Raw genomic sequence first — 16,346 nt, forward strand, 5'->3', positions numbered from 1 at the left:
AGCCGCAGGCTTGGTGATGAGTCTTCTGCCTTATTTCGATTACCCCGAAAACATGGATGCACCAATCAATTAAGGACTCACATGATTAAGAAATGCTTGTTCCCAGCAGCCGGTTACGGTACTCGCTTCCTGCCAGCGACTAAAGCCATGCCTAAAGAAATGCTGCCGGTGGTAAACAAGCCACTGATCCAGTACGGCGTCGAAGAAGCTCTGGACGCTGGCCTGACCGAAATCTCCATCGTTACCGGTCGTGGCAAGCGCGCTCTGGAAGACCACTTCGACATCAGCTACGAGCTGGAAAACCAGATCAAAGGTACCGACAAAGAGAAATACCTGGTCGGCATCCGCAAGCTGCTGGACGAGTGCTCGTTCTCCTACACCCGTCAGACCGAAATGAAAGGTCTTGGCCACGCGATCCTGACTGGCCGCCCGCTGATCGGTGACGAACCGTTCGCCGTGGTACTGGCAGACGACCTGTGCGTAAACCTAGACGGCGACGGCGTACTGACCCAGATGGTCAAACTGTACAAACAGTTCCGCTGCTCGATCATCGCTATTCAGGAAGTCGACCCTGAGGAAACCAGCAAGTACGGCGTCATCGCCGGCGAGATGATCCGCGACGACATCTACCGTGTTCACAGCATGGTCGAGAAGCCAAAGCCGGAAGATGCGCCATCGAACCTGGCGATCATCGGTCGTTACATCCTGACTCCGGACATCTTTGACCTGATCGAGCAAACCGAGCCAGGCAAGGGCGGCGAAATCCAGATTACCGACGCCCTGATGAAGCAAGCCCAGAACGGCTGCGTGATGGCCTACAAGTTCAAAGGCAAGCGTTTCGACTGCGGTGGCGCTGAAGGCTACATCGAAGCGACCAACTTCTGCTTCGAAAACTTCTACAAGACTGGCAAGGCTTACTGATAGCTTGACTCGCTGTACCGAAAAACCGCCTTCGCATGGGGCTTTTTTAATGCGCATTCAGAGAAGAAGCGCTTCGATTGCCTGTTGGTAAATAGCGGCTTCATGCTGGAGTCGACAGACAACATCGACTGCAACTGAAACATGACCCGATAGCATAACAGCTAAAGAGGACGTTTTTTCTGAGGCGGCAATAGTTGAACTCTTGCGTCGAGGCGCATCATGGCGGTCAGGCTTAGGAATAAAACTGGGAGCAACACATCGGGGTTCAACTGATGGCAATAAATCAGTGTTTTATGGAGCCTTCAGTAATAACCGAGGCACAGATAGCTAACAAATGTCCACTTGCGGGTCGGTCGAGCTCCTGGTAGATCACTGGAAGATACTAGTTGAGCATTCACAGGATGATTTGCCGGCGCCGTACGGTCTGGTCTGCCCCAGCGGAATCCATGAATATCCGAGGCCTGCTGACGCCGATTAGAATCTGTGTGAAGCCATGAGTGGTGTAATTATAGAAAAATTCGCTAACTGTAATATTAGGCATGACCGCTCTAGGAAAATCGCAAAGTCCGGATGCGATGTCCTGATGTATGTGTTGTTCCAATTCCGATGAGCTTTGGAGCACTAATACGAGATTCATGTTCAACAACGAGTCTACTGTCCGAAACACCCAGAAAGGCAATGCCTTTCTGCATGATCGTGAATCAAAAATCATTTTGATTGAAGTTCTTTATTTACGACCTCCATAGATTGTTTCGGGACGCTTCCTGACTTCATCAGACCAAAGCTGCGCTCTCGATCACTTTGGGCAGAATCATTGTCTTTCCACTCATAAATCGAAACCAAAGGTATGCCAGTACTTTTTGCTTCTCTGATAAAAGCCCCAACATTTTTCGCTTGTCTTCCCTCGCCACCACGCATTAATAACGACGTAGCCCCCACTCGGAAATGACTACTGGCAATTGATATTCTTTTTTGACAGCCTGATATCCTACTTTGATCACCTCCATGGAGGCCTCATAAGTATGGTAAGACACAGCATCAATACACCCAGACGTATTGCCCAAGATATCTTTCAGGACTCGATCCGAAACAGGATCGGAAGTGGGTGGATTGGCAAAACCAAAGCCGAATGTCGGCGGTCGAGGACGACTTTTTACCAGCGTGCGACACGCCGCGCTCATGAACGGAGCGAAGTTCTTTGAAAATTCTCCCGTCGGCCAGTATTTCGGCAAGTTCGGCTCATTCCAAAGCTCTACCGCTAAAATCTGGTCCGGGTACGTTTTTCGAGCTCAACGAGCTGATCGGCAAAATTTTGGCCAGCGCGCTCCATTTCTGGAACATTGACCTCTTCACCAGACAGCTTAGTAACCAGCGGAGCAGTAGACCTGACAGTAAGAAGAACCGGTAGTTTCGCGTGATCTGCAGCGGCGAAAGCTGCCTTTACCTTAGCTTGGTAAACTGCATTACTAATATTGTTAGTCCAGACCCCAAAGCGAACGAAATCGAACCCAGAACTACGAATGCTCTCAGCATCTGATTTCTTGAAACTTTCAATCTTTACTTGAACACCAACTTTACTCCCCCAATTCAAAAGTTTTGTTTCCTCGGCGGACGCTGCGGTCGCCTGAACACCAACGATAAAAGATGCCCCCCAAATAGCATCATCTTTCTGAGCGATTGAAAAAAACCATAACACCTCCCACTTAAAAATTAAAAAAAGGCGGCCGCAAAAAATTCAGAGTTGCGGGAGAAACTCGCCTGCACAGCGGACAACCAGACTGGGGAAAAGTTCGCTACCAGGCGTGGAGTCTGAAAAGTGCTTAGCGGCGCAAATCTAACATCCTGAAGTCCTGGCCACCCCTGCATGATAGGTAGCTTGCGGACTGGAGAGATTCTCTACAGTCCGCAAAATAATGGCGCTTTTCACTACCCAGGGTGCTTCCATAAAGGTGTAACACCCCACATAACCGGGCTTTTTAGCTTGACACTGCTGTCACGGAACCTTACATTTCCTCACTTATCTCTCTAGCCAACGATGCCGCACAAGGAAGGTTGTTTTGTTCAAAGGGGTATTGATCGTGTGCATTGGTAACATCCGCCGCAGCCCTACGGCAGAGTACCTCCTGCATCGGGCAACCCACAAGGTTAGACCGGGTTCCGACACTCAGATCAGCTCTTCAGGGTTGTGCCCCCTTGTAGACCATGCCCTTGAGTCTACTGCTCAGGAAGTGCTGCAAGTGCAGGGCAACCAACCGATGGAACACAGGGCTCGCCAGCTTATAACTGCACTCATGAGTGAGTCTGATCTAATACTTGAGATGGAAAAGCAACGCATCATTGAAACAGCTGACGTTGCTCTGGCCAAACCGGTGAAACCGAAGAAGGCATTGATTGTTCTGATCGCGACATTGCTTGGCGCACTCATCTCCATTGCCTTTGTTTTGGTTCGAAAAACACTGAATCAAGGGTTTCAGAGCCTTAGTGCTATCAAGCAACTCGGACTTCCGGTTCATGCATCGATTTCATGCAGTTCGCTCCAAAAAGTTGAAGAAGATAAAAATGATCGTGGGCGTAGACGTGCCAATTTCACAGCGCTGCTTTTAACCATGAGCCATCCAACTGATCTGGCAGTCGAATCACTGCGGAGCCTGAGGACCATTCTGGATTTCGCGATGATGGATTCAAACAACAATCGATTGATGATTTTCACCCCATGTTCTCAAGTAGGTAGGGTCTTCGTCTATGCCAAGTACAAGCCCGACAAGGCCTAGTCTCTGAGCACTGGGGGAATACGTACTAAAGTGGTAGAAACCGAATACCTAGTATTTAATGTTATCAAAATTTATATAGTTCGGCTTTTATGGACCAGCGAATATCCTGGGGCGGTAGGGTGAAAACCAACTCAACCCAAGCACCTACCCTACTGCAATCAGGCCAGCGCTTCTACATAAGCCTCCTTAAGAAGCCGATCATATACCCTCCAAACGCACTCTCTCAAAAAACAACTCATAAATCTTTGCGACGTTCAAATTATAGTGGTGAATCGTGAAAATCTTACACGCAGCTGAAACAATTAAGGGTGGAGTGGCGACTGTGATCAGCACTATCTCCAATCCGCCTAACGATAACTCTGACAAATATGAGTTGCTCTACCTTGTGCCTGAAGATCAAAAAGGCGAACTTGGAAATATCGACGCCCAGACAATTAATACCTTTCATCGCTCTGGCAGGAACCTATTTTCACTTTTAAATTTCTGGATTCAATTATTTAAGATAATCCTTAAGGAAAAGCCTGACGTTGTTCATCTACATAGCACATTTGCTGGAGTTCTGGGTCGCATGGCGTGCCTAGCTCTCAAACCTTGGGTCAAGGCTAAAGTCATATATTGCCCTCACGCTTTTTCGTTTCTCATGAAAAGTTCACCACTCAAACAAAAGCTTTATTCAATCCTTGAAAGAACATTACAGCACGTCACTGACGAAATCATTTGCGTGAGCAAATACGAAATCAATGCGGCTGAGTCATTCGGTATAAACCGAAAAAAAATGAAATTGATATACAATGGAGTTCATCCCAAAGATATAAATCCGACCATCAATCCAGACACACCAATTAAGCTGCTTTTTGTTGGGCGTCTTGATTTTCAAAAAGGCTTCGATGTATTAATCAAAGCTTATCAACTTGCGAATCGGAACGATATAAGTCTGACCGCTGTGGGAAGCGCCGTTAATGAAAGCGCGCAAGAGCTGCCACAAATCGATTCAATACAATACCTTTCATGGGTTCCTGCAACGCAAGTTCAGGAAATTTACAAAACCGCCGATATACTTGTAGTGCCTAGTCGCTGGGAAGGCTTTGCCATGGTTCCACTCGAAGGAATGTCAATGGGTTTAGCGGTAATTTCCAGCGATTGCACATCTCTGCCGGAAGTTGTGATTGATAATGTAACAGGCTACACCTTTCCTTCAGGCGATCATCTCGCTTTAGCCAAAATTATCTCATCTTTAGACAAAGTAAAAATTCACCAACTCAGCAAAAATGCTCAACAACTGGTAAATGAAAAATTTAACGCCAGTAAAATGATTGAGGAAACTTTCGAATCCTACATTACCCATTAACCACAAGGCTAAAAAAATGAATATTGTTATTTTGCATGCCTATAGCGCTTCCAACTCCGGTGATGGGCTATTGGTAGATTTGGCTATAGAGGTCATCCAAAGAAATTTCGGATTGAAGTGCAATATCACTGTTGTCGCGTCAGACCCAGAGTCGTTTAACTCCTTGCCGCAACCGAAATTTCCGGCGCCTATCATGGCAGCGAAGCCCTTAAAAAGGATATTGGATGCGGTTTTCGTCAATCGATCGTACGCCCCGCTTTCTAAACTCCTCGAAAAAGCAGACTTAATCGTCGGTGTTGGTGGCGGTTATATGAGATCGAAAACTAATGTTGAACGTTTAAAGCTTAACCTGGGGCACGGAAAACAGCTCGAAACAGGAATAAAAAGTAATGTGCCGATCATCTATCTACCACAGAGCATTGGTCCTTTTCATGGAAACCATGAAGACATCATAAAGAACTACTCCGCTGCAAACGCTGTTTTCGCAAGAGACGACCGCTCCAAACAGATATTTAGTACAGTAAACACTGTACATCGCTCCCCCGACCTTGCTGTACAAGCACTCGCCAAAAAAGTACTTGCCAACCATGCTTTCATCGAATCTAAAAGTACACCCGAAACCATCTGCCTTGTATTAAGAAAACCACCCGCTTGGGATGACAAGAAAAAAGCAAAATATAAAGAAAATCTGCAAGAGATGATTAAAAAGCTTTCACCTAAAAGCAAAATCATCTATGCCGTTCAAAGCTCTGTTCGCGGCAACAACGACGAGCTGTTTTATAAAGAACTTGGCATTACAGAACCACTACTTCCACTAAAAGAAACTCTATCAAAATTTAATCCCGACCTTGTTATCTCGGTTCGACTGCATGGCGCAATTGAATCGTTAATTTCAGGTTTTCCAGCTTTTCACATCAGCTATGAACGCAAAGGTTTTGGCGCATATGAGGACATGGGCGTCAGCGACTGGGTGGTAAACGGCGCAAACTTCGATACCAACCATGTAATAAAAACCATCTTCAAACCTGGCGCTCTGCAAGAATTTAAAGATAAAGTCATATCTTCCTGCAAAAACATTGAAAAGCAAACTTTGAAAATGGATGAAATTATAAAAGGCATTGTTCGATGATCTTTCGCTTGTCGCTGAGAGCTATTGGCCTTGTTTCAAAATTTGTCCTGACACTCGCCATCACGCACTATTTGGGTTACAGCGAACTAGGAATATACGGCGTCGTCATAGCTGCATCATTAATCGCCTCGAAGTTCTTCAGTGTTGGCTTTAGCTCCGAGATAAACAGATTAATCAGCGTACAAGCGAGCACGAAAAAATTAATCAACAGGATTCTTTGTGTCTATTTTATAGCAGGTATTAGCATATCTGCCATCACGACCCTTATATATATTTCGCTTCAGGAAGGAAGTTTTTCTGCTTCGCTTATAGCTTGTGCTATGTTGGTACTGCTAACCGAGCACATTTCCTTTGAAGTAAATTCGTTTATCTACTCTGCACACAGAGCAAATCTTGGCGCCTCGCTGTTTTTCATAAAGACAGGCCTATGGGCGATTCTATCTACATTCGGTCTGTATACAAAAATAATTGAAAATCTTGAGCCAATATTATGGCTTTGGATTATCTCAAACGCGATAGTTATTATAATTGGTTACTTTTCACTTGTGACCGCGCACAGTAACTCAGAAGAACCACAAACAATAAACACGATATCTGTATGGCAAGCGGGGATTCCCTTCTATTTTGGGTCTATACTACTTGCAACTTCCCAGTATATCGAGCGATTCATAATTCTGAGCTTTGAAACTTACGAACGTCTTGGCACTTACATATACGCATGGTCAGTCGCGAATACGATTCAGACGGTTTCTTATGCAGTTATTGCCGTTATAGCGCTTCCGCGAATTGCAAAAAAATATAACAATTCAACCGTGCAGATATCGATAAAGGATCTATTCATAAACAAATGGATCGCTAGCTCTATAGGTCTCTGCACTATAACTGCTCTAACCATCCATGTAACTTTAAACTACGGCCTAAATTTTTTAACGTTCAAATTTCGAAGCCGGACGGACCAATCCTGGGTATACTCACGCTTTCTTTTGCATTACGTGCCATAGGAGACTTAGTATGGGGAGCGCTTATCGCCACAAAGAACAGAAAAATTTCCGTTCTCAGCTCCGCTGCATGTGTGCTGGTATCACTACCTATCTACTACATATTAATCGAGCAATATTCTATATATGGCGCTGCATGGGGTAACGTACTGTCAGTTGCTATTCAGCTTTCAACAATTGCCGTACTTCTGAAGTACAGCACACCAAGAGCATAAAGATGCCACGCTTATTAATCCCCACGATCAACATAAAGAAAAAAAGATACATCCCTACATTTCTTTTTTTATTATTATTTCGGGAATAATTATTTCAATATGCATACCGTTAGTTTTGCACAAGGTCCCCGGACCTGACGCAATAACTCTTTTCAATTCGTATAGCCGCGCTGACAATTGTAATTTCTGGAATCCTCTCTCCCCAGATCGCTCCTCGTATGAGTGCTCAGCTTACATACTTCGCCCCACTGGAATGGATCTTGATAACGCTTGGATTTATGGAATGTTCTGCAACTTCCTATTAACAACACTTCCTCTGCTTTTCTTTAGACGCATACCGATCACGGTTTTTTTCATCTTATGCCTTTGGGGAGTGGTCCGTTCCTTTTTTCTTGAGCCTTTAACAAAAGAAATTATCGTTGCGGCAACGGTAATATCAATATTGCTTTTCACTTTCTCCAAACGATACAAGATTGGCTTTTTCTTCAGCGCGTTAACTTATGGAATTCTCATCCGACCTTACTGGATCCTTTTTCCTTAACCTGGATCGCTGTAAGCTTTCTAAAAAATAGAGTCACTAAATTAAACTTCATCATATTTATAGGCGCTTTTTATATTGCCGTAGCAATTTTAATGCAAACGCTATTAGGAATTTCTGTTTCTTCCATCAGGGCTGGAAACAACGAGTCGCGAGTCATCGGTGAAGAAGGATCGCGCTCCGTCATTGTCTCTTGGCTTCAAGGTGGGGACGTCATCTCCCAGGGAATAGATTCATTAATCATCTTCTTCAGACTTACCTTTCCTTTTGAATTGGTAGTTCTTTCCGGACCAAGCCAAATAATTTTCCTGCTTTTGATGATCATCACCTCAGTTTTTATTTTCAAAATCATGACAAAAAAACACTTCCAAGGTTACCGAATCTTACCTAAAGTGAAAGAACTGACCTGCATTCCTTTTTCTTTCCTGCTAGTTCAGGGACTATTCGAACCCGACTTCGGGTCTTTCGCACGGCACTTTGCAATGGTGGTACCTGTATTGTTTTGCGCACTTGGACTGCAAATTAGTAGCCAGCAAGCAACGACTATAGCGTCCCCAACCAAATAGTCCGAGCACGATTCCCACGCAAGAAAACATACGGCCGCTCAAGCCAAACGACTCAATTAAAAGGATCGCTTTATGTCAAAACAGATATTGATCACCGGTGGCGCCGGCTATATTGGCTCGCATACTACAGTATCCCTACTGGAAGCAGGCCATGAAGTAGTGATCATCGACAACTTAAGCAATAGTTCAATTGAGTCCATCAATCGCATACAACTAATCACTGGTAAATCTCCAATATTTATTGAAGGTGACATACGCGATACAGACCTTCTAGATCGTATATTCACCAAGTTCAACATCGAAGCTGTTTTGCATTTTGCAGGACTGAAAGCCGTCGGGGAAAGTGTAGAAGATCCAATTAAATATTATTCAAATAACGTTTGCGGTAGCCTATCTCTTTTTCAGGCGATGGCCAAAGCGGACGTTTTTAGATTGGTATTTAGTTCCTCCGCTACAGTTTATGGTGAACCAGATAACATGCCAATTAGCGAAGACTTTTTAACAGGCACCCCGACCAATCCTTACGGAAAGACTAAGTTAGTAGTCGAGCAAATAATTGCTGATTTAGTCCAAGCAGATCGACGATGGAGTATCGCTTCCTTAAGATACTTCAACCCTGTTGGCGCCCATCCTAGTGGTTTAATTGGTGAAGATCCACAAGGCATACCAAATAATTTGTTGCCATACATAAGCCGGGTTGCTATTGGTGAACTCGCTGAGCTTTCAGTATTTGGGAATGATTACGCTACTCCAGATGGAACTGGCATCCGTGACTACATACATGTCGTAGATCTAGCAAAAGGGCATTTGAAATCGCTTCATGCAATTTTTCACAAAACCGGAATGTATATCTGGAATCTTGGCACTGGAAAAGGTTACAGCGTACTAGAAATGATCGCTGCCTTTGAAAAAGCGTCAGGCAAGAGCATTGCTTATCGGATCGCACCGCGACGCGCAGGTGATATTGCAGAATGTTGGGCAAACCCTAGCAAAGCCGCAGAGGAACTACTATGGGAAGCCGAACTAGGATTAGATGATATGATGATTGATACGTGGCGCTGGCAGTCGAGCAACCCACAAGGTTACGACTCTTAAAACCTAAATGATCTGTAACACGCTACATCCAACTAGGTCTCTTTGTTGACCTTCGAACCCCGAACCAACGAAGCATAAATTCATGATCTATTCAATTCAATATCTTCGGGGCTTAGCCGCCATTCTTGTGCTGCTAAGCCATTCACTCTTTAAAATTGATCAGATCACTGGAGTCTCGACTGAATGGTTTACGATTGGCTCATCCGGCGTGGATTTATTTTTTATAATATCCGGCTTTATTATGTGTCACGCAACTGCCAACAGAACAATTACACCGGTGGCTTTTTTAAAAATCGAATCAAAAGAATTATTCCTCTCTACTGGACTTTGACCATACTAGCTCTAGCGGTGTTCTTGATAAAGCCTGAACTAATTAACAGCAGCGGAGGAAACACGACCATCCTTCACTCTTTCACGTTGATCCCAACCGGAAACAAACTCCTTATTCAGAACGGTTGGACTTTAAGTTACGAGTTTCTATTTTACTTAATATTCGCAGTATCACTTATTACGAAAAGTAAAAAACTGATCACTACATCTTGCATAATTCTAGGAATGATTACCATTGGTCTCATTCAACCTTCCGATGCGACATTACTTAAATTTATAACAAGTCCACTACTGTTCGAATTTTTTATTGGAATCCTGTGCTACTGGGCAATGAAAAACACGAACATCAGAGCTGCACACGCATTTACTCTTCTCGCTTCGGGAATTTTCGCACTCGCGCTCGTCAATAACAACGGCATTATTATAAACCGAGTTATCAGCTACGGCTTACCTTATGCGCTCATTGTTATAGGGATGATCGGTTTCGAGAGGTTTTTCATACAATCCAAAAACAACATTATTTCGAAAATATTGAGGCTTACAGGTGATGCTTCTTACTCCCTCTACCTTGTCCACCCGTTCGCTCTCGCCGGCATTGCTTTTATTGTGAGGAAGCTGCATATAAACCTCAATTACCCGACTTTGCTTATTGTGCTTTTGTTCTCATCTTACCTAACTGGGATAATTTGCTACAAACTCCTTGAGGCGCCATTAACAAATTTTCTGCACAAAAAGAAAGCCCCTACAACATACTCTCAGGCAACGAACTCGTCGCCCTCTAACACATTACCTTAGCGAGTCACAATAGATACTTACTTATTCGTAGAGCTAACTGTGAGACGATTTGGCTCCAGTTGCTGGCCAATATCCGATGGCCTTACCTAATGAAATTGTCAGGTGGACCCAATAAACGTGAACTGCGTCGTTGGGTACGCCACTTCGGTCGCGGTAGAGATAGCAGTCGCCTGCCATCCCCACTCAGATCCGTGTTGCGGAATTACCGCATACGGCTCCTGCCTAGGCTTTGACGCCTTAGGGGGTTAGGGGTAAGGATGCATAGTTAGCTCTCGTTGATAGGGTATGAACAGCCGGGCATGCGCAGTCATGCGCTCCCAACTCAGGCGGTGTCGCTGACTCCGACGTTTAAGGGAATGCCTCCACGCTCTGATATCTTCCCAACGAAAAGCAACCAGTCGCCGTGTATTTCCGGGTACGTGATAGTAATTTGAACGAGCCCATGCAAGACAGGACACCGTTTCCCCCTTACGATAAGGGTTAGGCAAACGGTTATGTGTATGACTAATAGCAATGATGAAGCTCGTTCCAGGACATTCTTGGCGCGCTGAGTGTAGGGCGCTATCTAGCGAAAGACCTAGGTGTTAGGCTCGATCTGTCCCGCGAGTTCAGCAACGGCGTGCGCTTCGGAGGCTGGGTGGCGGTCACCAATGCCACGAAAGAGGAATACGGTAAGGGTAGTTTCGGCAAGGGTATCTATTTCTCGATACCGTTCGACGAATTGATGGCCAGCTCGACCACTCGCCGAGCTAACCTTGCGTGGACTCCACTGACTCGAGACGGTGACGCGGCCTTGGCTCGCAGCTATTCGCTGTATTCCCTGACCGAGCGTCGCAACATCGACCTGTTCCACAACAACTTCTACAAGGTCACCGAATGAAGCAGCGGATTCTGCGTGTCCTGCCCGAGCTGGCGTTTTTCGTGATCCTGCTGGTGCTGTGTTTCGCCGGCATGCGCGGCGAGCCGGTGCCGGAGGTATTCGAGAATCAGGACAAGCTGCATCACTGGGCCGGCTTCGCCTGCTTGACGGTGAGCGCCTATCTGGCGTTCCCCGGCACGCGGCTGCGCTGGCTGCTGTTTTGGCCGTTGCTGGGGTCGATGTTGATCGAGCTAGAGCAGAGCTTGATGCCGCTGCGTACTGCGTCCTGGGGTGACATGGTGGCGAATGCCACTGGGGTTCTATGCGGGATGGTGGTTGTGCTGGTGTTGCGCGGTTACCAGAAAAAGCAGACTCAAGAAAGCCTCGTTGGTGGAGTCGCAGGGCGTTAGCTGATCAGGTCAATCACATACCTTCTTTGTGGGAGCTAGCCTGCTTGCGAATGCGGTGAATCAGTCGATAGCGATTTGACTGACATACCGAATTCGCGAGTAGGCTCGCTCCCACGATTGTTTATGGGGATAGGAATAATGTGATTCTGTGGGTAGTAACAACGCGTTTAAACTAGTTAGCAGCCTTTCCCACCTGCAATTCGTCTTTTCTGACTTCTTCCTTTCCAGATGCCTCGCGCACCATGGCGCGTCGTTGTCTGCGCCATAGAATTCTCGCGGTTGAATGTTTAGGTCGATACATTCTGTAACGGCGGCGCGCAATCGCGGGGAGGCTTTGTACCTACATGATTGGGTCGATGTGTAGGGATGGAGCTTGCCCGTGGGATCGGTCTGACAGCCAACGGGATTCTTCTACCATTTCTGCGGAAATTTCCTTCGAGTTGTGTCGACTAGCATGAACTGGTGCGAAGTGAACTCCTGGGTTAGTCTTTCGCTGTCACTGCGTTTGCAGTGGCAGGGCGTAGGAACCCTCAAAGCTCATCACGCACCAGCACTGTCGTTTGTTTTTCGGTACTTAACTTGTGTCAGTAATACCGTTGACGACGGCTGTTGGCAGTTCACATTCCTGCTCTTGAGTTTGAGAAAATGACAAAAGCGACTACCGATCATCCCTACACAAAACCAACCCCCTACCCCGAAAACCGCTTCAAGCCGCTCACCAGCAACTGCGACGACATGCCTACATTGTTCGTCGACACCCAAGCCCCACTCGATGTATTGATCGACGCTGCCAAGTACCGAATCGATGCCGTCACCCAGGTACTCGAAAACCTGGCCATGCGTGGCACGATCGAGTGCGAGTCGTTCATCCTCAGTGACTTCGCCCTGCTCTGCGCCATTTCGTTGCGCGATGGCTCTGATGTGTTGGAGGTGGTCAGGCATCGATTGCGGCCGCAGCTTGAAGGTGTTTTTGTGGCGTGATTAACCCGGGTAGTTGAGGCGTCTCGACTGACGCCTTCGCGGGCAAGCCTAATTCCAGCAGCCTCCTGTGGGCTCGGGATGCGTGGACTTGTCCGCGAACTCTCGTCGCGGCTCAGGCCCCGAATCTTTATCAGGAATTCAGACAACCTTGTCAGCCAATCCTGATACCAGACCAGTTCACGACGCTTAGCCAGGGCCGCTTCGCAAGCGGCCTGCTCTACAGCAACTGACGGTGCACCGCTTCTTCCAGCGTGCTGCGGGCAAGCGTTTGCACCACTTCGCGAGTGTCTTGCTGGAAAGGCAGGGCAACGATCAACACCAACTGCATCCAGGTACGCACCGACTCGCTTTTGCGAATGCGCCCAAGTTCTTTACCGTCCTTGTCCTTGAACACCGTTTCCAGGGTAAACATGTTTTTCGCCGTACTGGGAATGATGAACATGGTCAAACCGGTCACAACGGCGGAGGCAACGCTGTACTGTTCATTGTTGTACAGCGTGGCTTCGGCGTAGATGTCAGAGTCAACCTTGTCGGTAGTCACCCGCGAAAAGCGCCCCGACTCTCGGAACGCATCAACAATTGCCGATTCCCACAGGGCAGCTGGAGCGCCGGCAACCGTCTGCCCCTCCCCGCCGTTGGCCTGATAAAACGCCGTGGTGCGTACGAACGTCGTCGGCTTTTGCTGTGCAGCATCTGCTGTGAGTGGCCAGGCCTGTAAGGGCGGTAGTTCATGCATCGAGTACGATGCGCAACCTGACATCAGAATGACTGACAGGACGAAGGCGTGTTTGATGTATCCAATCATGTGGTTCTCCTTTGAATTACTGTTTTGCCAAGCGCGCAGTCGCGGTATCAAGCAGCGTTGAGACCAGTTCGCTCAATTGTTTGGCACCCATGGTAGGTGCCCAGTGTTCGCGTCCGTAAATGCCGACATTGCGCTCGAACTTGACCTGTTCCTTGGAAGTCGCCAGCGTTTTTCCGTCTCGGTCAACGATCTGCAGATCACCCGCCAAGTCGAAGCTGTCTACGTCGATGGGCCCATTGACCCAGATCCACAGCGTCAGTGTCAGCAAGGCGCCGGGAAAATAGGCGGGATGCGGAGCTCGACGACCTTTGAGCGAAGTCATATTGAAGTTGAGCACCACATCGTTTTCACCTAAACGGGTGGGGTATTCGGTGATTTGCTTGAAGTAGCCGCCTTTATCCACGTACTGCTTGATCTGCGTCGTTAGCGAACGACTGATGGCGGTACGTGTAGCAGCGTCCATGTCCGGGACCGAGACCTTTACGTCGGCGAGTTGTGCGGTACGCGGGCTGGCAATGGGGGCGGGATGTGTGGGTGTGCCGATTGGGCCGGTAACATTGTAAGAGACACAACCGCTCATTGTTAAAATGGTGATTATGGCTGTGAGTTTTGAGAAATTTTTAAACATGGGTATTCCTAAGCATTACGAAATTTCGTTAAAACGATTTTATTCTTCATTAAAAAAGACTGAAGTTCATTATCGATAGATTACGGACGCAGCCGTAACTGCAGCGACCGTCAAGAGATATGAGTTCGGGAAACTGGGCAGCGCCGCCGAATTCTAGTTGGGTCACCCCTTCAAACCACCCAGGTGTTTTTTGACACCTGGATTAAAGTCCATCACTTCAGGAGTATTGCTGCACCTTTTTCACCGATTCCAAACGGTTATTTACTTTCTTTAGCTATAGTACCAAGCGCAGCATCCTTCACCAGATAACGACCTTCAACATCGTTGAGTACTTTCAGGCTGTTCCGTGCCATCACCACACCGACCTCCACTTCCTGCTTCAGGTAGATGACTTCACCAGCCTTGGCAGTTACCGTAACTTCCGCCCAATTTTCAGCTTTGGATCTGATCACGTGCGTTCCGGGCGTTACATAAAAGTAAATGTACTGGTTACCTCGGTTGTAACCCATTTCCGAATCTGCTTCCTGGTCGTCAAGGAAGACATTGAAGCGAACCATCATCCCGGCATTGCTCGGCCGAACTACATAGACCAAGCCCTTGTCCGCAACAGGTGCTTTAGGTAAAGAGTACTGGGCTACTTCCGCTTGCATCGCCTCCATTGATGGGGCAGAAGCACAGCCGTAGAGCAGTGCTATCGAGACAACAGCTGTAGTTTTTGAGAATAATTTGATCATGTGAATCGTCCTTTTTAGTTAAACATTAAATGAAAGGCTCATCTGAGCAATTCAGGTACTTTTTACAAACAACTTCATTTCGACCAACGGAGGATTCTGCGGTCAAAGCATAGCTCGCGAGTGTTTTAGGAGTTTCTTCTTTCAAGTAGCCATAGAATTGACGCAAGTGTCGACCCGTTAGACAGAATCCCGGCAGCTCCGCCACTGGCGATAATCGATCCCGCACCCATTACAGTGCTAACGTCACCGATCATTTTTCTTCTGCAGCCTTAATCCAGCGCAACGTATTTGGATCACTAGTCTCACATTAAATTCTTTTGAAATGCGTGGTGATGCTGACGTTACCTGCGGCCTGAAGTTTTCATTGAAATTCTATATTAATTCAAAATGTACTTTGCTGGCTCAGCCGCACTCGCATTAAGGGTGATGATGTAAAAAGCCATCGACCCATCCAAATTTCCCTACTTAACCATATTGCGGCTCTAATACTCTTTAAAATCTAAAAAAAATACAACCACATACAAAAAAAGCGCAAAACCGGCCAGCATTGCTCGCCACTCGGGAGGGCCTCCTTTCCCAAGCCGCCCGGAGCGATAGCAATTCGCCCTCCACTTAAATAACCAAAAACACCCTGGGCAAACCATATTTGCACTACGAGAATAATGAAAAACCTTTTCCAGCTGCCATCGTACCGAAAAAAGCAATTCACTAAAGAAGCAGAAACCAATACGCCACCTAGGACGTATCTGTATTTATACAAAGACTCGTTCATCTAATTACCCTTAAAAACTTCGCTAGCCTTATCGATCAATGTATCCCACACTCCAGCAACTCCAAACGCGTTAGAAACTTTTAAAGCATCACTAGCTGACATACCTCTAGAGACTGCATAGTGTTCAAATCCTGTGCTTAAAGCATTGGATGTCGCCGCCTTTGGAAGGTCTCCTTTCAAGTAACCAGATAAGATTGATGCTGTCATTGAGCCGTTTGACAACACTGAGGCCACCCCACCGGTAGCGATAATAGAACCTGCTCTCATAACAGTTCCTACATCGTTGATCATTTTAGCATTCGCTGCCATGATCCACCGCAGTGTATTTACATCGCCAAAATCAATATTTGCACCTGTAGCGATGCATTCAGCATTGCCGCTTGACAGGAACCGTGGGACTAATATTTGCAGATTATTAATTTCATCAACATATGCTTACCGTAGCGGCAGA

General features: G+C 46.7%; 18 protein-coding genes and 1 pseudogene. 12 read left to right on the plus strand and 7 right to left on the minus strand.

Annotation, left to right across the window (positions count from 1 at the left end):
* Positions 1–81: 81 nt before the first annotated feature.
* Positions 82–921 (plus strand): UTP--glucose-1-phosphate uridylyltransferase GalU, encoded by an 840-nt coding sequence (galU, locus tag JFT80_RS17315; RefSeq protein WP_008082670.1) that lies wholly within the window; start codon positions 82–84, stop codon positions 919–921.
* Positions 922–1,629: 708 nt separating this feature from the next.
* Here the strand turns inward: galU and JFT80_RS17320 are convergent.
* From JFT80_RS17320 to JFT80_RS17330, 3 genes are read right to left on the minus strand one after another with little or no spacing between them, the layout of a single operon-like run.
* Positions 1,630–1,839, minus strand: a complete 210-nt coding sequence (locus JFT80_RS17320) for a hypothetical protein (protein WP_201148685.1) — start codon at positions 1,837–1,839, stop codon at positions 1,630–1,632.
* Positions 1,839–2,153 (minus strand): hypothetical protein, encoded by a 315-nt coding sequence (locus tag JFT80_RS17325; protein ID WP_201148686.1) that lies wholly within the window; start codon positions 2,151–2,153, stop codon positions 1,839–1,841. The genes JFT80_RS17320 and JFT80_RS17325 overlap by 1 nt, the downstream gene beginning before the upstream one ends.
* A 26-nt stretch (positions 2,154–2,179) precedes the next feature.
* Positions 2,180–2,617: a hypothetical protein gene (locus JFT80_RS17330; protein WP_201148687.1), complete on the minus strand. Its 438-nt coding sequence runs from the start codon at positions 2,615–2,617 to the stop codon at positions 2,180–2,182.
* 361 nt (positions 2,618–2,978) lie between these two features.
* Here JFT80_RS17330 and JFT80_RS24890 point away from each other — a divergent pair, with 361 nt between their 5' ends.
* From JFT80_RS24890 to JFT80_RS17385, 11 genes and pseudogenes are all read left to right on the plus strand, one after another.
* Positions 2,979–3,692 (plus strand): GNVR domain-containing protein, encoded by a 714-nt coding sequence (locus tag JFT80_RS24890; RefSeq protein WP_307833104.1) that lies wholly within the window; start codon positions 2,979–2,981, stop codon positions 3,690–3,692.
* A gap of 274 nt (positions 3,693–3,966) precedes the next feature.
* On the plus strand, positions 3,967–5,040 hold the full coding sequence (locus JFT80_RS17340) for a glycosyltransferase (RefSeq protein ID WP_307833105.1): 1,074 nt from the start codon (positions 3,967–3,969) through the stop codon (positions 5,038–5,040).
* A 16-nt stretch (positions 5,041–5,056) separates the two neighbouring features.
* On the plus strand, positions 5,057–6,169 hold the full coding sequence (locus JFT80_RS17345) for a polysaccharide pyruvyl transferase family protein (RefSeq protein ID WP_201148688.1): 1,113 nt from the start codon (positions 5,057–5,059) through the stop codon (positions 6,167–6,169).
* Between the two features lie 997 nt (positions 6,170–7,166).
* Entirely contained in the window at positions 7,167–7,382 is a 216-nt protein-coding gene (locus JFT80_RS24475; protein WP_307833106.1) for a polysaccharide biosynthesis C-terminal domain-containing protein, read from the plus strand.
* Positions 7,383–8,015: 633 nt separating this feature from the next.
* Positions 8,016–8,486 carry a hypothetical protein gene (locus JFT80_RS24480; RefSeq protein ID WP_242482972.1) on the plus strand — a complete coding sequence of 157 codons (471 nt, stop codon included), beginning with the start codon at positions 8,016–8,018 and terminating at the stop codon, positions 8,484–8,486.
* A gap of 72 nt (positions 8,487–8,558) precedes the next feature.
* The gene (gene galE, locus JFT80_RS17360; protein ID WP_201148689.1) at positions 8,559–9,581 is read left to right on the plus strand and encodes a UDP-glucose 4-epimerase GalE; all 1,023 of its coding nucleotides are present in this window, start codon (positions 8,559–8,561) and stop codon (positions 9,579–9,581) included.
* An 82-nt stretch (positions 9,582–9,663) separates the two neighbouring features.
* Positions 9,664–9,912 carry an acyltransferase gene (locus JFT80_RS17365; RefSeq protein WP_201148690.1) on the plus strand — a complete coding sequence of 83 codons (249 nt, stop codon included), beginning with the start codon at positions 9,664–9,666 and terminating at the stop codon, positions 9,910–9,912.
* Positions 9,825–10,706, plus strand: a complete 882-nt coding sequence (locus tag JFT80_RS25600; RefSeq protein WP_201148691.1) for an acyltransferase — start codon at positions 9,825–9,827, stop codon at positions 10,704–10,706. Before JFT80_RS17365 ends, JFT80_RS25600 begins: the two co-directional genes overlap by 88 nt.
* A gap of 532 nt (positions 10,707–11,238) precedes the next feature.
* Positions 11,239–11,586: pseudogene (locus JFT80_RS17375) on the plus strand (YjbH domain-containing protein); the annotation flags it as partial.
* Entirely contained in the window at positions 11,583–11,975 is a 393-nt protein-coding gene (locus tag JFT80_RS17380) for a teicoplanin resistance protein VanZ (RefSeq protein WP_242482973.1), read from the plus strand. The pseudogene JFT80_RS17375 and the gene JFT80_RS17380, both read left to right, overlap by 4 nt.
* Before the next feature lie 645 nt (positions 11,976–12,620).
* The gene (locus JFT80_RS17385; protein WP_122838130.1) at positions 12,621–12,956 is read left to right on the plus strand and encodes a hypothetical protein; all 336 of its coding nucleotides are present in this window, start codon (positions 12,621–12,623) and stop codon (positions 12,954–12,956) included.
* Positions 12,957–13,173: 217 nt separating this feature from the next.
* Here JFT80_RS17385 and JFT80_RS17390 read toward each other — a convergent pair whose 3' ends face one another.
* From JFT80_RS17390 to JFT80_RS17405, 4 genes are all read right to left on the minus strand, one after another.
* Entirely contained in the window at positions 13,174–13,761 is a 588-nt protein-coding gene (locus JFT80_RS17390) for a hypothetical protein (protein WP_201148692.1), read from the minus strand.
* Between the two features lie 16 nt (positions 13,762–13,777).
* A complete protein-coding gene (locus JFT80_RS17395; protein WP_201148693.1) occupies positions 13,778–14,389 on the minus strand; it encodes a hypothetical protein in 612 nt (203 codons plus the stop codon).
* A gap of 257 nt (positions 14,390–14,646) precedes the next feature.
* Positions 14,647–15,039 (minus strand): DUF2846 domain-containing protein, encoded by a 393-nt coding sequence (locus tag JFT80_RS17400; protein ID WP_201148703.1) that lies wholly within the window; start codon positions 15,037–15,039, stop codon positions 14,647–14,649.
* 856 nt (positions 15,040–15,895) lie between these two features.
* A complete protein-coding gene (locus JFT80_RS17405) occupies positions 15,896–16,186 on the minus strand; it encodes a hypothetical protein (RefSeq protein WP_207187827.1) in 291 nt (96 codons plus the stop codon).
* Between the last annotated feature and the right edge of the window lie 160 nt (positions 16,187–16,346).

This window comes from Pseudomonas sp. TH10, assembly GCF_016651255.1.
Classification (GTDB): Bacteria; Pseudomonadota; Gammaproteobacteria; order Pseudomonadales; family Pseudomonadaceae; genus Aquipseudomonas.

Excerpts from the sequence above, each read along its gene's own strand:
- galU (WP_008082670.1), top strand. The coding sequence starts at position 82 with ATGATTAAGAAATGCTTGTTCCCAGCAGCCGGTTACGGTACTCGCTTC.
- JFT80_RS17320 (WP_201148685.1), bottom strand. The coding sequence starts at position 1,839 with ATGCGTGGTGGCGAGGGAAGACAAGCGAAAAATGTTGGGGCTTTTATC.
- JFT80_RS17345 (WP_201148688.1), top strand. The coding sequence starts at position 5,057 with ATGAATATTGTTATTTTGCATGCCTATAGCGCTTCCAACTCCGGTGAT.
- JFT80_RS24480 (WP_242482972.1), top strand. The coding sequence starts at position 8,016 with ATGCAAACGCTATTAGGAATTTCTGTTTCTTCCATCAGGGCTGGAAAC.
- galE (WP_201148689.1), top strand. The coding sequence starts at position 8,559 with ATGTCAAAACAGATATTGATCACCGGTGGCGCCGGCTATATTGGCTCG.
- JFT80_RS17365 (WP_201148690.1), top strand. The coding sequence starts at position 9,664 with ATGATCTATTCAATTCAATATCTTCGGGGCTTAGCCGCCATTCTTGTG.
- JFT80_RS17380 (WP_242482973.1), top strand. The coding sequence starts at position 11,583 with ATGAAGCAGCGGATTCTGCGTGTCCTGCCCGAGCTGGCGTTTTTCGTG.
- JFT80_RS17385 (WP_122838130.1), top strand. The coding sequence starts at position 12,621 with ATGACAAAAGCGACTACCGATCATCCCTACACAAAACCAACCCCCTAC.
- JFT80_RS17390 (WP_201148692.1), bottom strand. The coding sequence starts at position 13,761 with ATGATTGGATACATCAAACACGCCTTCGTCCTGTCAGTCATTCTGATG.
- JFT80_RS17395 (WP_201148693.1), bottom strand. The coding sequence starts at position 14,389 with ATGTTTAAAAATTTCTCAAAACTCACAGCCATAATCACCATTTTAACA.
- JFT80_RS17400 (WP_201148703.1), bottom strand. The coding sequence starts at position 15,039 with ATGCAAGCGGAAGTAGCCCAGTACTCTTTACCTAAAGCACCTGTTGCG.
- JFT80_RS17405 (WP_207187827.1), bottom strand. The coding sequence starts at position 16,186 with ATGATCAACGATGTAGGAACTGTTATGAGAGCAGGTTCTATTATCGCT.